The 15,201-nt window shown below is 49.5% G+C and carries 16 protein-coding genes; 3 read left to right on the top strand and 13 right to left on the bottom strand.

Translation table 11 applies throughout. The annotated features are described in order from the left end of the window. The first annotated feature begins 165 nt into the window (after nucleotides 1–165). A complete protein-coding gene (locus tag H1R82_RS13075; RefSeq protein ID WP_181731598.1) occupies nucleotides 166–885 on the top strand; it encodes an alpha/beta hydrolase in 720 nt (239 codons plus the stop codon). A gap of 80 nt (nucleotides 886–965) precedes the next feature. On the opposite strand, the gene H1R82_RS13070 is transcribed toward H1R82_RS13075, so the two are convergent. From H1R82_RS13070 to H1R82_RS13035, 8 genes are all read right to left on the bottom strand, one after another. Then, nucleotides 966–2,051 carry a UCP032817 domain-containing protein gene (locus H1R82_RS13070; RefSeq protein WP_181731597.1) on the bottom strand — a complete coding sequence of 362 codons (1,086 nt, stop codon included), beginning with the start codon at nucleotides 2,049–2,051 and terminating at the stop codon, nucleotides 966–968. Between the two features lie 104 nt (nucleotides 2,052–2,155). Continuing rightward, nucleotides 2,156–2,599, bottom strand: coding sequence for a BrxA/BrxB family bacilliredoxin (locus H1R82_RS13065; protein ID WP_181731596.1), 444 nt, complete (start codon nucleotides 2,597–2,599; stop codon nucleotides 2,156–2,158). Between the two features lie 56 nt (nucleotides 2,600–2,655). Further along, complete coding sequence (queF, locus tag H1R82_RS13060) at nucleotides 2,656–3,147, bottom strand: preQ(1) synthase (RefSeq protein WP_181731595.1); 492 nt, start codon at nucleotides 3,145–3,147, stop codon at nucleotides 2,656–2,658. Further along, nucleotides 3,144–3,551 (bottom strand): 6-pyruvoyl trahydropterin synthase family protein, encoded by a 408-nt coding sequence (locus tag H1R82_RS13055; protein WP_181731594.1) that lies wholly within the window; start codon nucleotides 3,549–3,551, stop codon nucleotides 3,144–3,146. The genes queF and H1R82_RS13055 overlap by 4 nt, the downstream gene beginning before the upstream one ends. Before the next feature lie 5 nt (nucleotides 3,552–3,556). After that, complete coding sequence (gene queC / locus H1R82_RS13050; protein ID WP_181731593.1) at nucleotides 3,557–4,249, bottom strand: 7-cyano-7-deazaguanine synthase QueC; 693 nt, start codon at nucleotides 4,247–4,249, stop codon at nucleotides 3,557–3,559. Nucleotides 4,250–4,264: 15 nt separating this feature from the next. Then, complete coding sequence (locus H1R82_RS13045) at nucleotides 4,265–4,981, bottom strand: 7-carboxy-7-deazaguanine synthase QueE (protein WP_309544838.1); 717 nt, start codon at nucleotides 4,979–4,981, stop codon at nucleotides 4,265–4,267. Between the two features lie 102 nt (nucleotides 4,982–5,083). Beyond that, a complete protein-coding gene (locus H1R82_RS13040; RefSeq protein WP_181731592.1) occupies nucleotides 5,084–5,842 on the bottom strand; it encodes a DeoR/GlpR family DNA-binding transcription regulator in 759 nt (252 codons plus the stop codon). 203 nt (nucleotides 5,843–6,045) lie between these two features. After that, nucleotides 6,046–6,795, bottom strand: coding sequence for an IclR family transcriptional regulator (locus H1R82_RS13035; protein WP_049720602.1), 750 nt, complete (start codon nucleotides 6,793–6,795; stop codon nucleotides 6,046–6,048). Nucleotides 6,796–7,146: 351 nt separating this feature from the next. Between H1R82_RS13035 and acnA the strand changes: the two genes are divergently transcribed. Beyond that, nucleotides 7,147–9,864 carry an aconitate hydratase AcnA gene (gene acnA / locus H1R82_RS13030; protein WP_181731591.1) on the top strand — a complete coding sequence of 906 codons (2,718 nt, stop codon included), beginning with the start codon at nucleotides 7,147–7,149 and terminating at the stop codon, nucleotides 9,862–9,864. A 78-nt stretch (nucleotides 9,865–9,942) separates the two neighbouring features. On the opposite strand, the gene H1R82_RS13025 is transcribed toward acnA, so the two are convergent. From H1R82_RS13025 to H1R82_RS13015, 3 genes are all read right to left on the bottom strand, one after another. Next, a complete protein-coding gene (locus H1R82_RS13025) occupies nucleotides 9,943–10,134 on the bottom strand; it encodes a hypothetical protein (RefSeq protein ID WP_037992942.1) in 192 nt (63 codons plus the stop codon). 52 nt (nucleotides 10,135–10,186) lie between these two features. After that, complete coding sequence (locus tag H1R82_RS13020; RefSeq protein WP_181731590.1) at nucleotides 10,187–10,735, bottom strand: S1 RNA-binding domain-containing protein; 549 nt, start codon at nucleotides 10,733–10,735, stop codon at nucleotides 10,187–10,189. 154 nt (nucleotides 10,736–10,889) lie between these two features. Next, a complete protein-coding gene (locus tag H1R82_RS13015) occupies nucleotides 10,890–11,690 on the bottom strand; it encodes an ABC transporter ATP-binding protein (RefSeq protein WP_181731589.1) in 801 nt (266 codons plus the stop codon). Between the two features lie 555 nt (nucleotides 11,691–12,245). Here H1R82_RS13015 and thiC point away from each other — a divergent pair. Then, nucleotides 12,246–13,991: a phosphomethylpyrimidine synthase ThiC gene (thiC, locus tag H1R82_RS13010; RefSeq protein ID WP_181731588.1), complete on the top strand. Its 1,746-nt coding sequence runs from the start codon at nucleotides 12,246–12,248 to the stop codon at nucleotides 13,989–13,991. Nucleotides 13,992–13,997: 6 nt separating this feature from the next. Here thiC and thpR read toward each other — a convergent pair whose 3' ends face one another. Together thpR and tpx are read right to left on the bottom strand one after the other, a co-directional pair. Beyond that, nucleotides 13,998–14,552, bottom strand: a complete 555-nt coding sequence (gene thpR, locus H1R82_RS13005) for an RNA 2',3'-cyclic phosphodiesterase (protein WP_181731587.1) — start codon at nucleotides 14,550–14,552, stop codon at nucleotides 13,998–14,000. Nucleotides 14,553–14,625: 73 nt separating this feature from the next. Next, a complete protein-coding gene (gene tpx, locus H1R82_RS13000) occupies nucleotides 14,626–15,147 on the bottom strand; it encodes a thiol peroxidase (protein WP_181731586.1) in 522 nt (173 codons plus the stop codon). Nucleotides 15,148–15,201 lie beyond the last annotated feature (54 nt).

Below are 15,201 nucleotides of genomic sequence, written 5' to 3'. Positions count from 1 at the left end.
TGTTTATACAGATAAAAAACAGATATAAATGGATAACAATATTATTTTTTCAATAACACAGTATAAATATACAAAAATACGATATAAATAATCAATAGGAAAATATAACAAAAATAAGGTATAGTAGTATTAAACCACTTTCATCCAAAAGGGGACTATACAAACATGATCAAGCGGACCATCAAAAAAGAAGTACTTGACAGCAAACATCTCGATGAAACAAAAGAAATCCTGATTTTTCTTCCCGAAGAAGAACCATCATCCGTCCGGAACTATCCGCTGGTCCTCCTTCATGACGGGCCTGATTACTTCAACTTGGGACGTGTGGTGACTCAGGCCACCCAAATGATTGCAAACGGGGAGCTGAAGCCCTTTGCCATGGCAGCCATTCCGGTGGACAAAAAGAAACGGACATCGCAATACTCCCCTGTTGGAAAACAACAATCCGGACATATCCGAATGGTGATGGAAGAACTCCTTCCATTGCTTCGTGATAAATATCCCGTCTCCCGTGAAAAAGAGAAGCTGGTGATCGGCGGTTCATCACTGGGTGGAACGGTTTCTTTGCACATTGCCTTGCAACATCCGGAGCAGGTGGTCAATGTCTTTACCCAGTCGGGAGCCTTTTTGGAAGAAACCTGTGAAGAAATCCTGCGGCAAGACACGCTTTCCCATCTGCGCATCTATCAATCGGTCGGAACCTCTGAAACGAAAGTTCCCACCCATATGGGGGATCTGGACCTCTTGGCCCGCAACCGGGAAGTCCACCGTTATTTAAAAGAAAAGGAAGCCCGGGTGCAATATGCAGAAAAAGACGGAGATCACACCTGGGGCTTCTGGCAACGGGATCTCCCGGATGTCTTGAAAACCTTTTTTTCGTCCTGAATCATAAAAACAGCCATCCGTGCGCCCCACAGATGGCTGTTTTTTTACCAGATGCTTCCATTCCTTTTCGCCGGCTTGCTTCAAACACTGCTTCCGCAACTACTGCCACTGCAACTGCTTCCGCCGTCACTTCCTCCCGAAGAGTCACTGCCAGAGCCGCTTCCCGCGTCATTCCCCGAATCCGGTCCTGTGTCGCCACCTCCGACGTCTTCCCAAAAATATTCCGTGCCGGAAGATTTGTGATCATTGCCTGTCCGTTTTTTGGCGTAAACCACGGAACCATGATCGTCTTCCAGTGATTTTTTACAGAGCTCGTGGTATTTTTCATGGAATGCATCGGCATGGTATAACGAAAGGAAAATCGCGCCATGGACCGGATCGCCTTCTTTGAACGGACCGGAATCTTTTTTGAAATGGCGGCGGAATTCTTTGATGGAGGTTCCCTGATTCACCACATGCTTTTCGACTTCTTCCAATTTTCGTTTCAAAAGCCGGATCATGTTATCCATGACACGGGCTGCCGGTTCCAAATTTTTCACGGTGTGCGGATTAAAGTATCGATCCTTTAATTCCAAATCCGAGCAGTGCTTAATGTCATCCAAAAGCGCTTTGGAAAGCGGTTGCCGGAAAAAATCCCCCCAAGTGTGGCGGCTGTACGGGGTCGGACGAAACAAAAGCAAATAGATTAAATCAAAAAAACTTTTCTCACTTTCACTCACCGTTTGCCCCGGCACATTGGGCTCATGATGCAAAGTCGTGCCCAGGAAACGGTTGGAAAACTTTTCGTATTCCCTGGTAAACATCAGCATTTCATGCCAAATCTCATCGACTTCATGACTGTACATCGGCACTTTTTTCAGGATGGCTGTCATAATTAAATATCGTTTCCACTCAAAAAAACGGTTTTCCCATTCGGTCAAACTGATTTTATATTCACGGATCACACGTTCTTTGACCCGTTCCACATAACTTTCTTGAAATGAATGTTCCAAATGTTGCACCAGTGCTTGAACATCCTCCTGCAGCTGCGGCCGGGGCTGAACCCCCAGATCTCCAAGCACATAACTCTTTTTATGGTTTACTTTTTTCGCCGAGCGGTACAAGACATTCACAATGATCGATGTGATGATAAACAAAGCCACCAAAAAAAAGGCGATCAATTCCATTCCTTCACCATCCTTTCCCTTTTATTTTAATGAAAAAAAACCCTGCCGCCTATGTACCTATAAAAAAACTCCCCTATCTTTCACACAGGGGAGACTTTGTAAATTTAATCCACGAAACGGTCATAAGCATCCGTCAGGTTCTTGGCAATTTCCTCCAGCGGGACGTTTTCAATATCGTGGCGATGCACCATGTGCACCAGCTTCCCGTCTTTCAACAAGGCAAAAGATGGCGAAGACGGGGGCATTCCTTCAAAATATGAACGGGCCCGTTCCGTGGCTTCCCGGTCTTGTCCGGCAAAAACGGTATACAAGTGATCCGGGACTTTGTCATGTTTCAAGGAAAGAGCCACTGCCGGGCGGGCCAGGCCGGCTGCACAACCGCAAACCGAGTTCACCGCCACCAAGGTGGTTCCTTTCGCTCCTTCCCCCTGCAGGGCTTCATCCACTTCTTCCGGAGTCCGGAGCTCTTTGAAACCGACGCTGGTCAATTCATCACGCATATGTTGAACCATCTGCTGCATTTGCAGAATATAGAAGTTTTCACTCATTTTGAACCCTCCTCCCCCCTATTCTATCCCAATCGGAAAACGGAGAAAAGAAACATTTACCGGTTGTCCACTTTTTCGGGATACAGGTCATGCTGCGCCAAACGCTGTTCGGCGATTTTCTCCCACCGGGTTCCCGGCTTTCCGTAGTTCACATAAGGATCGATGCTGATCCCGCCTCTGGGTAAAAATTTCCCCCACACTTCGATATATTTGGGATCCAGTTTCTCAATCAAGTCCTTCATGATCGTGACAATGCAGTTTTCGTGAAAATCGCCGTGATTGCGGAAACTGAACAGATACAACTTCAGCGACTTGCTTTCCACCAGTTTTTGGTCCGGAACATAACTGAGATAAATGGTTGCAAAGTCCGGTTGGCCGGTAATCGGACATAAACTGGTGAACTCCGGGCAATTGAACTTCACAAAATAATCCGTCCCCGGATGACGGTTGTCAAACGTCTCCAACAAATCGGGGTTGTATTCGAAATGGTAAGTGGTTTCATTCCCCAACGCTTTCAGGGACAATTCCTCTTTCGACTTGTCGCTCATGACATTTCCTCCTGTTCATCCACACGTTCAAAACGGGCATAAGCTTCATTGGTTTCTTCGACTTCAACCCATTTGCACCGGGGTTGATTCGATTTTTGTCGGCACAAGCCTTCAATAATCCGGAAAAATACCTCCGCCACTTTCTCGGTGGACGGGGCCACTCCGGTTTGATCGGGATCAAACTCCGGAAAATCATTCAAATAGTGATGGTCATACTTTTTCTCGATAGCATGTTTCACTTGCCGGAAGTCAATCAACATATGCTTTTCGTCCAACTCAAACCCTTCCACACAAAAAGTGACTTTATAGTTGTGCCCGTGAATCCTTTCACATTTCCCGGCCCCCGGAATGCTGTGGGCGCAGGAAATCCAAAAGTGTTTCACCATCGTGTATTTGCCGCGCATGTTTATCACCTTAATTGTTCAGGGATTTTTTTATAAGCAATGGGATCCGTCACGTTATTCTCCTTAAACCCTTTCAGGCGGAGCAGGCAGCTGTCGCATTCCCCGCACGCTTCCTCTCCCCCCAGGTAACAGGAAGTGGTCAGTTCATAAGGAACGTTCAGCTCAAGCCCTCTTTTGATGGTTTCCGCTTTGCTCAAATGAATCAGCGGCGTCCGGATCTCAATTTTTTCGGATACGCCCATTTTGGTCGCCAAATTGACCGTTTCGCTGAAAGAACGGATAAATTCGGGGCGGCAATCGGGATAACCGCTGTAATCCACCGCACTCACCCCGGTATAAATCCGTCTGGCCCCGATCACTTCCGCATAAGCCGATGCCAGTGACAGGAAGATTAAATTGCGGGCAGGCACATACGTATCCGGAATATCTCCTTCCACTCCCCCGGTCCGCACTTCCATCGTCTGATCCGTCAGGGCGCTGCCGCCGATTTCGCCGAGGAAAGAAACGTTTACAATTTTATGCCGGTGGCCCACTCCGTAGTGTTGGGCGATTTTCTTGGCTTGCTCCACTTCCCTGCCATGGCGCTGGTTGTAATAAAAGGTGATCGGATACAGCGCAAAACCTTCTTCGCGGGCAATCCCCATGCATGTCGTGCTGTCCAATCCGCCGCTCAACACAATCACTGCTTTTTCTTCCACCCGTTATCCCTCCTGTCATACCCCTCGCAAGTCGGGGTCCCAAATCACTTTGTGCATCTGCAGGCTCAATTTCACCTGTGTCAATTGATGCTTCAAGATCAAATCCACCAGTTTTGCCGGTTCCATCGATTCCCACACCGGACTGAACAAGGGAATTCCTTTTTTCATCTTTGTTTGGACGACTTCTTTGGCCACCTTGAAGTCTTCTTCCCCGGCAATCACAAATTTGACCTCGTCGGCATCGTTCAAATAAGCGAAATTCTCTTCGATCATCCGCTTGTTTTCGCCGCTTCCCGGCAATTTATAATCCAAAATGAACCGGACTTTTTGTCTTGCCGCTTCATGGTTTTGCCTTAACTCCGCAAACGGCTTCAAATGGATCGCGCCGTTGGTTTCAATGTGAATGTCCTCGATATGGTCAATCTCGGCCAATGCTTCAATCAACCGTTCGGATTTATATCCATGCATCAACGGCTCACCGCCCGTCAGGCAAATGAACCGGTGCGGAAACTTTTTCACTTCCTTTACGATTTCGGAAACCCGCGCAAAATATTCCGGTTTGGAAGGGGCGTAGCTGTAAGGTGTATCACACCAGGTACAGCGCAGGTTGCAATTAAACAACCGTACAAACGTGGTGGGAAATCCGGCACGGGTCCCTTCCCCTTCAACGGTTTGAAAAATTTCCACCATCGGAAGTTTGGGATCTTTTACGGATCCGGAATCTGGTTGCAAAAGGGCACCTTCTCTCCTGCAAAAAATATAGACATCACAAAAATTATATTCTACTTTGTCATGCTATCAAAAGCAAACGTTTTCGGGCAAGCGATGCTTGGGTCAACCTTCTGCAACGTGCCACTCCACATCAGCTTTTTCCAGACATTCTTTCCAATGATCCGGCAAACGGTCCGTCACCAAAAGATCAACATCTTCCAAACGGCAGATTTGATAAAAAAACTGCTTTCCAAATTTTGTGTGATCGGCCAGCACGATCACTTGTTCCGAACAGGCAATCATCTGTTTGACAACCTGGCCTTCCTCTTCATCCTTGACAAAAATCCCGTCTTTGGTGATTCCCCCGCCGCCCATCAAACACTTGTTCACCCGGAACTCCTGCAAATGGCGGAGGGTCGCGGCTCCATGAATGTATCGGGAATGCGGGTCAAAAACCCCTCCCAACACATGCAGTTTGACCCCCTCTTTGCCGGACAGGATATCGGCAATGTCGATGGAATTGGTCACGACCACGACATTTTGTGCTTCAAGGGCTTGCGCGGCATATTGCACCGTTGTGGACGTGTCCATCAAAATATGGTCGCGGGGTTGGATGGTTGCGGCGGCCAGCCGCCCGATCTTTGCTTTGGCTTCGCTTTTCTGCCCCACGCGTTTTTTGTAACTGTCGACTTCTTTTTCAAGAACCGGCAAAATGGCCCCGCCCCGCGTTCGGATGATGGCATTTTGTTCACTCAATTTCACCAAATCCCTGCGTGCTGTGTCACGGGAAACCCCGAACATCCCGCAAATCTCCTGAACGCTGATCCGGTGATGTTTTTTTAAATGGCGCAAAATCATCATCATTCTTTCTTCCTGATACACCCCTCGTCCCTCCTTTCACCCGGTGATAAGCGATCATAAGTAATTATAAGACATAACACTCGACATCCGTGCCGATATTGCTTATAATTACTTAAAAAGAAGCTCACAGGATCAGCGGGAATGGAGCGTGACCTTCAGCGGGCGTGATCTTTTCCCGTTCTCTAAATTTTGTCAGCCCGAGAAACCTCGGGCTTTTTTTCTGCTCAATCCCCTATCATTTTCCCCATTTTTCCCGCCGCTTCCATCATATACGGGACGAATTGCTCCATCTTGTCCACATTCATCCGGGAAACCGGCCCCGACACGGCGAGCGCCGCCACCAATTTTTCCCGGCGGGAAAAGATCGGGACCGCCACCGCGGCTGTTCCGGCTTCCCTTTCTTCGATGCTCACCGCGTAACCGTCTTTCCGGATCTGTTTCAGTTGGTTCAGGTATTCAGACTTTTCCACATGGTCCGGCCATTCGGATTCGGCCAGCACTTTTTGCAACAGCGCCGGATCCGCGAATGCAACCAGAACTTTACTGGAAGCCCCGACAGTAAGCGGCATCCGGACCCCGACCGGAGCCACCCGGCGAATCGCCTGATTGCTCTCGACAGCCTGAATGCGGATCCGCTCGATGCCGTCATAAACATACAAGCTGACGGTCTCATCCAATTCATCCCGCAGCCGCTCCATTTCCGGCAAGAACAGCACGGCAGGATCCTTGGACCGGTTCAAATGGGCGGAAAGCTCCCAAATCCGGAAACCCAGCTGATATTTTTCGGTATCCGGGTCTCTTTTCACAAATCCTTTGCTCTCCAAGGTGGCCAGCAAACGAAACACCGTGCTTTTGTTCAATCCCGTGCGTTCGGCGATTTCCGTCATTCCCAGCCGGGTTTCATCCACAAAGCACAACAAAATATCCAGTGCACGCTCAGCTGCTCGGACTGTCGATTTTTTTTCTCCACTCAAAATCAAGTCTCTCCCCCGTGTTTCACTCTGTGAAACTCATTTTTCAAATATTATACTCCTCTCTTTTCCATTAGAAAACGGAAATTTTGACAGAAAACAAAGAGATCGGCCCTTCTATGTGATTTTGCAAAAGAACAACCGTCTGACTTGTCCGTTTTTTTGCATTTTTTATAAAGAGTCTATACAAGTTTAAAAAAACATTGTATAATGAAGACGAATTTAGAACTTAGTTTCATCTGGTGAAACAAGACGTTTCCCTCAGCGAGTCTTATTCCTTGCACTTTTCACGCGTCTCATTCAGCCACCGCTGATATGAAAGCTTTTACATCTTTCTTCAAAGGAGGTTTTCCCATGGCAAAGGACTTGTACAATGTGCGCTCCACATTAAAAGTGGGCGATAAAGAGTATGTTTACTACCGTCTGGACAGTTTGGAAGAACAAGGGATCGGAGAAATTTCCCGGTTGCCTTTCTCCATCAAAGTGTTGTTGGAAGCCGCCCTTCGCCAATATGACGGAAAATCGGTCACCCGGGAGCATATTGAGCAGTTGGCTTCCTGGACCCAAAACAAGGATAAAAAGGAAATCGGTTTTAAACCGGCCCGCATCGTTTTGCAAGACTTTACCGGTGTGCCGGCCGTCGTGGACCTGGCGGCATTGCGTTCGGCCATGAGCCGGGTGGGCGGCGATCCGGAACGGATTAACCCGTTGATTCCGGTTGACCTGGTGATCGACCATTCAGTGATGGTGGATCGCGCCGGAACCGAAGATGCACTGCAATACAACATGGATCTGGAATTCAAACGGAATGAAGAACGCTACCGCCTGCTTCGCTGGGCTGCTGAATCCCTTGACAATTTCCAAGCGGTTCCGCCTGCAACCGGAATTGTCCACCAAGTGAACCTGGAATACTTGGCCCGCGTCGCACAAACCCGTGAAGAAAACGGCGAAACCGTGGTATTCCCGGATTCCCTCGTCGGAACCGACTCCCACACCACCATGATTAACGGACTGGGCGTTGTCGGTTGGGGAGTTGGCGGAATCGAGGCGGAAGCTTGCATGTTGGGGCAACCGTTATACTTCATCACCCCGGAAGTCATCGGATTCAAATTGACGGGACAACTTCCGGAAGGGGCAACCGCCACCGACCTTGCGCTCACGGTCACGGAAATGCTCAGGAAAAAAGGCGTCGTCGGCAAATTCGTCGAATTCTACGGCCCCGGCTTATCCAACCTGAACCTTGCGGACCGGGCCACAGTGGCAAACATGGCGCCGGAATACGGTGCAACGGTCGGTTTCTTCCCGGTTGACGAAGAATCCTTGAACTACCTCCGCACCACCGGCCGGGACGAAAGCCTGATTCAACTGGTGAAAGCATATTATCAGGCACAAGGCTTGTTCCGGACCGATGACACCCCGGATCCGGTCTTCACGGACACCATTGAACTGGATCTCAGCACCGTGGTTCCAAGCCTGTCCGGACCGAGACGCCCGCAAGACCGCATCGAACTGAACAAGATGAAAGAAGCTTGGAACGAAACCTTGCGCAAGCCGATTGACGAAAGCGGCTTTGGCCTGACGGAAGAAGAAATCAGCAAATCCGTGCAAGTCACCCGCCAAAATGACCGGTTTGACCTGAAACACGGTTCCGTGGTGATTGCCGCCATCACCAGCTGCACCAACACGTCCAACCCGTCCGTCATGGTGGGAGCCGGCTTGGTGGCGAAAAAAGCCGTCGAAAAAGGATTGAGCGTACCGGCTTATGTCAAAAGCAGTTTGACCCCCGGTTCCAAAGTGGTCACCGAATACCTGGCCCAAGTCGGTCTGCTGGAACCGCTCGCCAAACTCGGCTTCACCGTTGCCGGTTACGGATGTGCCACTTGTATCGGTAACAGCGGACCCCTCGCGGACGATGTCAGCAAAGCCATTGAAGAAAACGATTTGACGGTGGCTTCCGTTCTGTCCGGAAACCGGAACTTTGAAGGACGCATCCATCCGCTGGTCAAAGCCAATTACCTGGCTTCCCCGCCGCTGGTAGTCGCTTATGCGCTTGCCGGAACCGTCAATATCGATTTTGAAACCGAACCGATCGGCCACGGCAAAGACGGCCAACCCGTCTATCTCAAAGATATCTGGCCGACTTCCCAGGAAATCAGCCGGGTCATGAGCGAAGCGATCAACGCGGAACAATTCCGCAAACAATACAGCCGGGTGTTTGATGCCAACGAACGCTGGAATCAATTGCCGACTCCCAAAGGCGTTCTCTACGATTGGGATGAAAACTCCACCTACATTCAAGAACCGCCGTTCTTCGTGGATATGTCGGTGGAAGCGGAAGAAATCGCTCCCATTCAAAACGCCCGTGTTCTCGCTCTGTTGGGAGATTCTGTCACCACGGACCATATTTCGCCGGCCGGAAGCATTGCCCCCAACAGTCCGGCAGGGAAATATCTCCAAGAACATGGCGTCAAAGTCAAAGACTTCAACTCGTATGGTTCCAGACGCGGGAACGACCGGGTCATGACACGCGGAACCTTTGCCAACATCCGGATCCGGAACCAAATGGTACCCGGTTCTGAAGGCGGAGTAACCGAACATGTACCGAGCGGGCAAGTCATGTCCATTTATGATGCGGCCATGAAATACAAAGAAGAAAACACGCCGCTTGTCGTGATTGCCGGAAAAGAATACGGCACGGGAAGCTCCCGTGACTGGGCGGCAAAAGGAACCAACCTGCTCGGGGTAAAAGCGGTCATCGCCGAAAGCTTCGAACGGATTCACCGCAGCAACCTGGTCGGCATGGGCGTATTGCCGCTCCAATTCAAAGAAGGACAAAGTTGGAAAAAATTGAACCTGACCGGAAAAGAAACCATTGACATCCTCGGCTTGAATGATGACATTCAACCGGGACAAAGCCTGACGGTCCGCGCCACCAAACCGGACGGCGAAACCACGGAATTTGAAGTCACCGTCCGCCTCGACAGCGTTGTGGATGTGGAATACTACAAAAACGGCGGCATCCTGCAAACGGTTCTGCGCCAAATCTTAAAAGACACCCAAAAAGCTGAATAACCGGAAACAAAAAACCTCCCGGGGACTTTCCCGGGGGGATTTTTTTTGGACAGACGGCGGGTAGATCCAACGACAGACTCAATCTTTGGCTTCCATCCACATCCCTTTGACAATGGCCGATTTGATGATCCAGCGGTCCTGATCCCGGATGCAAGGAAATCGAATATCCTGTTCGCGATGGTACAAATAAAGATGGCGGTCGGTCTCCAGGATCACCTGGCTCTCCCGAATCATCCGGTCAATCTCATGCCCGGAGATTTTTCGGTTCAAACGTTCTTCCAGCCGCTTCCGCAAATGATAGGAAAAATGGTAAGAACGCGTTTCAAAGATGTTCCCTCCCTTGGCTGCTTAATTCCTTCAAAAAATGGTAAACCAAGTCCCTTTGAAACTGCGGAAGCGTTCTCATCATTGCCTTTGTAAATTGATAAACCCCCATTTCCCGGACCATATCCTTGATGATGGTTTTGGACTCTTCCGACACGACGCCGAATTCTTTGGAAAGGTCTTGAATGATTTGATCCACTTCGTCTTGCGGAACCTCTTTCTTGGGGAGTTCATTTTTGACATTTTCCAATAATCGAAAAGGATTGTCTCTTTTATCCATATGCATCAGACTGAACTCCACTTTATGGTCTTCTTTCACTTGCCTCACCTCGGCATCGATCACCTGGTTGACTTCCACGGTCACCCCGTCGGGAATTTGGGAGATATGGATCAATCCCGAAGCCATGTGTTCATCCTTGGTCACGACAAAGGCGCCGTAATCCATGATCCGGGTGATGCGAACCTTGACTATATCACCAACCGCATAAGGCAGCGGAGCTTTCCTGTCACTATGTAGGAACTTGTCGATCCGTTCATCAATGCTCATTTCCGCTTTCCTCCCCCTGAGAAACGATTTTCATTCCATTATAAATACAGAGATAAAAAAAGGGCAAAGTGATTTCATGATCCACGCTCTTCACACCCTCGCCCTCGTTTCATCGATACAATATATTCTCTCTCTTCACCGAACGTCATTAAAATTAAAAATGATGTTCTTTCCTAAGATAAGAAAAGGCTTGCATCGCTTCGTACCAAGCCCGTACCGTGCCCTCCGGGATCCCGGATGTCAAAATCTTTCGACTCCCCAAGCGCCTGCAAGCTCCCGATTCCAGCAACATCAAATCATTTGCGCATTCGGCCAAGTCCATGTCGGTGGTCGTCGCAAACAAGGTGATGAGCCCTCTTTGGCGTTTTTTCAGCTCATGCATCAACAAATAACGTCCCCATGGATCCAACCCTTCCGTCGGCTCATCCATGATCCAGACCGGGGCGGGTGCAATCAAGCTACGGGCCAACAAAAACCTTTTCAAAACCGCTCCGGAAAGTTTGTACAAAGGCATTTTCCGGAAACCGGCCAATCCCCATTTTGCAATGATTTCCGCAATGGTTTTCCTGGGATTTGGAACGCGCATCAACTGCGCATGCATGAAGAGTGAAGATTCGACGGTGGTATCCTGGTTCAACCGTTGAACATGAGGAGTGTAGTGAATCAGCGACTTGAGAAAGGAAAGATCTGAAAGACCGGAATGCAACATTTTCCCTTTCGACCAGACGTGCGGCTGTTTTGTATGGGAGAAAAAAACAATCCTGCCGTCATCCGGAACCATTTTCAGGGCGGTCAGCTTCAGCAACGTGGTTTTTCCCGAACCCGCCGGGCCCAACAAGGCCGTCACTCCTTCCCGGACCGAAGCGGAAAAATCAATGAGCCCCGTCATCCTCGTGCGTGAAATCTGCGCCTTTTGTCCAAATACTTTCCGCACATGATGCCACTCTATTCTCAATTTTCATGCACCCTTTCTCCAAGCTCTCTCAGGTACAAAAAACAAGATCATTTTCACAACTTTTCACAATCAACCAAACATGGAAAATATCCCCTTCTCCGGGGTTTGTTTATTTTAAGTATAACGGACAAAAAATATCCTGTCTAAAATGAGGATTATGAATATATTGCAAAATCGTGACAAAAAACCTTTATAAATCACAGATTTCGACAGTATGGGGATTCCGCCAGTTTTCCTTCTCCTCTCATATAAATTTATTCTTTTGTGATTGACCTCCCGTAAAATCTGTGATAGCTTGAAAAAGAAAGCAACTAAATAGGGTCAAAAAACGGGAGCTTGGAGTCAGCCAGGCTGAGAGGGCGGAGAACTCTGCCGCCGACCGTGTACCTGATCTGGGTAATGCCAGCGTAGGGAAGATGACGGGACTCGTGTGTCCCCTCATCGTTTTGATTTCTTACCCGATCCATACGCATCAGGTGTATGGTTTTTTTGTGTCGTATTCGCCCTTCGTCCGTTTTGGCCATTGGTTGCAATCACCAAAGGAGGGCAATATTGATGGAACGTTATTTTTATCCGAACAGCAAAAAAGTTTATGTCAAAGGGTCCAGACCCGATCTCCGCGTTCCCATGCGGGAAATTTCCCTTTCCCCCACCACTGACTGGCGCGGAACCCGTGCCAATGAACCTCTCCGCATCTATGACACAAGCGGGCCTTACACCGATCCGGAAGCATCCATTGATTTAAGACGAGGATTGCCAAAATTGCGAAGAAACTGGATTTTGGAACGGGGCGACGTGGAAGAAACCAAAGGCCGCCCGGTCCAGCCCGTCGACAATGGATACCGCTCGGAGGAAAAGGCAACGCTTGAATCATTTCCTCATCCCAACAAACACCCGTTAAAAGCAAAACCCGGAAAAATCGTCACCCAGATGCATTATGCCAAAAAGGGGATCATCACGCCGGAAATGGAGTTTGTCGCCATTCGCGAGCAGTTGGATCCTGAATTTGTGCGGCAGGAAGTCGCCAGCGGCCGGGCCATCATCCCCGCCAATATCAATCATCCGGAATCGGAACCGATGATCATCGGCAAAAACTTCCATGTCAAAATCAACGCCAACATCGGGAATTCCGCCGTTTCCTCCTCCATTGAGGAAGAAGTGGAAAAAATGACCTGGGCCACCTTATGGGGAGCCGATACCATCATGGATTTATCGACCGGAAAAAACATTCACAACACCCGGGAATGGATCATCCGCAATTCACCGGTCCCGGTTGGAACCGTTCCCATTTACCAAGCGCTCGAAAAGGTCAACGGGGTTCCGGAAGACTTGACATGGGAAATTTACCGTGACACCTTGATCGAACAAGCCGAACAAGGGGTGGATTACTTTACCATCCATGCCGGCGTGCGGCTCCATTACATCCCGCTCACTGCGGAACGCACCACCGGGATTGTTTCACGCGGCGGTTCCATCATGGCCGCATGGTGTCTGGCCCATCATGAGGAAAACTTTTTATACACACACTTTCGCGAGATCTGCGAAATTCTGCAAGCTTATGACATTTGCGTTTCGCTCGGCGACGGCTTGCGTCCGGGATCAATTGCCGATGCCAATGACAAAGCCCAATTCGCCGAACTGGAAACGTTGGCGGAACTGACCCAAATCGCATGGGAACACGATGTGCAGGTGATGATTGAAGGTCCGGGACATATCCCGATGCATAAAATCAAAGAAAACGTGGATATTCAGCAAAAACTGTGTCAGGAAGCTCCTTTCTACACCCTGGGACCGCTGACCACCGATATCGCCCCCGGCTATGACCACATCACGTCTGCCATCGGTGCGGCGATGATCGGTTGGTACGGCACCGCCATGCTTTGCTATGTGACGCCGAAAGAACATCTGGGGCTCCCCAACAAACAAGACGTAAAAGAAGGCGTCATCGCATATAAAATCGCCGCCCATGCCGCCGATTTGGCCAAAGGGCATCCGGGAGCACAAAAACGGGATGATGCATTGTCCAAAGCCCGCTTCGAATTCCGGTGGGTGGATCAGTTCAACTTGTCCCTGGATCCAGTCCGGGCAAGAGAATTCCATGATGAAACCTTACCGGCCGAACCGGCAAAAACCGCCCACTTCTGTTCGATGTGCGGCCCCAAATTTTGCAGCATGAAAATCACGCAGGATATCCGGGAATATGCGGACAAACAAGGATTGACCCTGGAAGAGGCCGCCAAAAAAGGGATGAAAGAAAAAGCCCGGGAATTTAAGAAAAAAGGCTCTTCCCTCTATCAATGATCCCGGTCAGAGGGAAACAAGGCCCACCGGTTCATACATCGGCTGCCGCCCCAATTTCGTCTCGTAGCACGCTATTTGCCGGACCTGCCATTCAATATTTTGGAAGTTGGAGCTCATTTCGGGCGTCAGCGTAAAGTTTGGCTGCCGGCATTTGCGGGCAATCGTGACATGGGGGCGGTATGCCCGTTTTTCACCCGGAAAACCGAGCGGTTCCATCGTCCGGGCCACTTGTTTTTGCAAGCGGGACAAAGGGTCCAGATCCCCCGAAACACCGGCCCACAAAACGCGCGGCTGATGTTCCCTGCCAAATGTTCCGAGACCGGACAGTTTTAACGAAAACGGCTCCGTTCCTTGAACGCAGCGGGGCAAGGCGCTTAGAATTTTGTCTTTTTTCTCCGGGTTGACATCGCCCAAAAATTGAAGCGTAATATGGTAATCCTCTTCATAGACCCAGCGGGAAAAATCGCATTGTTGCTTCAACATGTCACTTCCCCGCGCCAAATACCGTTTTACTTCCGACGGCAATTTCACGGCAATGAACAAACGGGATTCGTCTGTCATCTCCGATCCGACCTCCATTCCATGATGAAAAGGCTCAGCGGTGGTCATCGCCGAGCCTTTTTTGCATATGGATTTATTGGTTCAATGCTTTTTTCGCAGCAAGAATCGGCGCTTCATAATCCGGATGATTGGTTGCTTCCGGTACGTATTGCACATAGACGATCTGATCATTTTGATCCACCACAAACACGGCCCGGGCCAACAAACGCATTTCTTTAATGGCGACACCGTAAGCCATTCCGAACGACAAATCGCGGTGATCGGAAAGAGTTTGCACGTTTTCCACACCGGCCGCCCCGCACCAGCGTTTTTGGGCGAACGGCAGATCCACACTGACGGTCAGTACTTTCACCCCGTCAATGTCGCCTGCTTCTTCGTTGAAACGGCGGGTTTGCGCATCACAAACTCCTGTATCCAGAGACGGAACCACACTGATAATCCGGACAAACCCTTTGCTGTCCGCCAGTGTGACTTCGGACAAATCATTTGCCAACACTTTAAAATCCGGCGCTTGATCCCCGACTTTCAACTCCGGGCCAAGCAAAGTGACCGGGTTTCCTTTAAATGTTACAGCACCTTTTCGTTCGATGGCCATGAGCATTTCCTCCTTTAAAAAGTCATCTTCTTTATCTTAACACTGTTTGAAAAC

The sequence above is a fragment of the Thermoactinomyces intermedius genome (genome assembly GCF_013912365.1).
Classification (GTDB): domain Bacteria; phylum Bacillota; class Bacilli; order Thermoactinomycetales; family Thermoactinomycetaceae; genus Thermoactinomyces; species Thermoactinomyces intermedius.
Note: the sequence above shows the minus strand (reverse complement) of the source record. Positions and strands in the feature narration are given on the sequence as shown.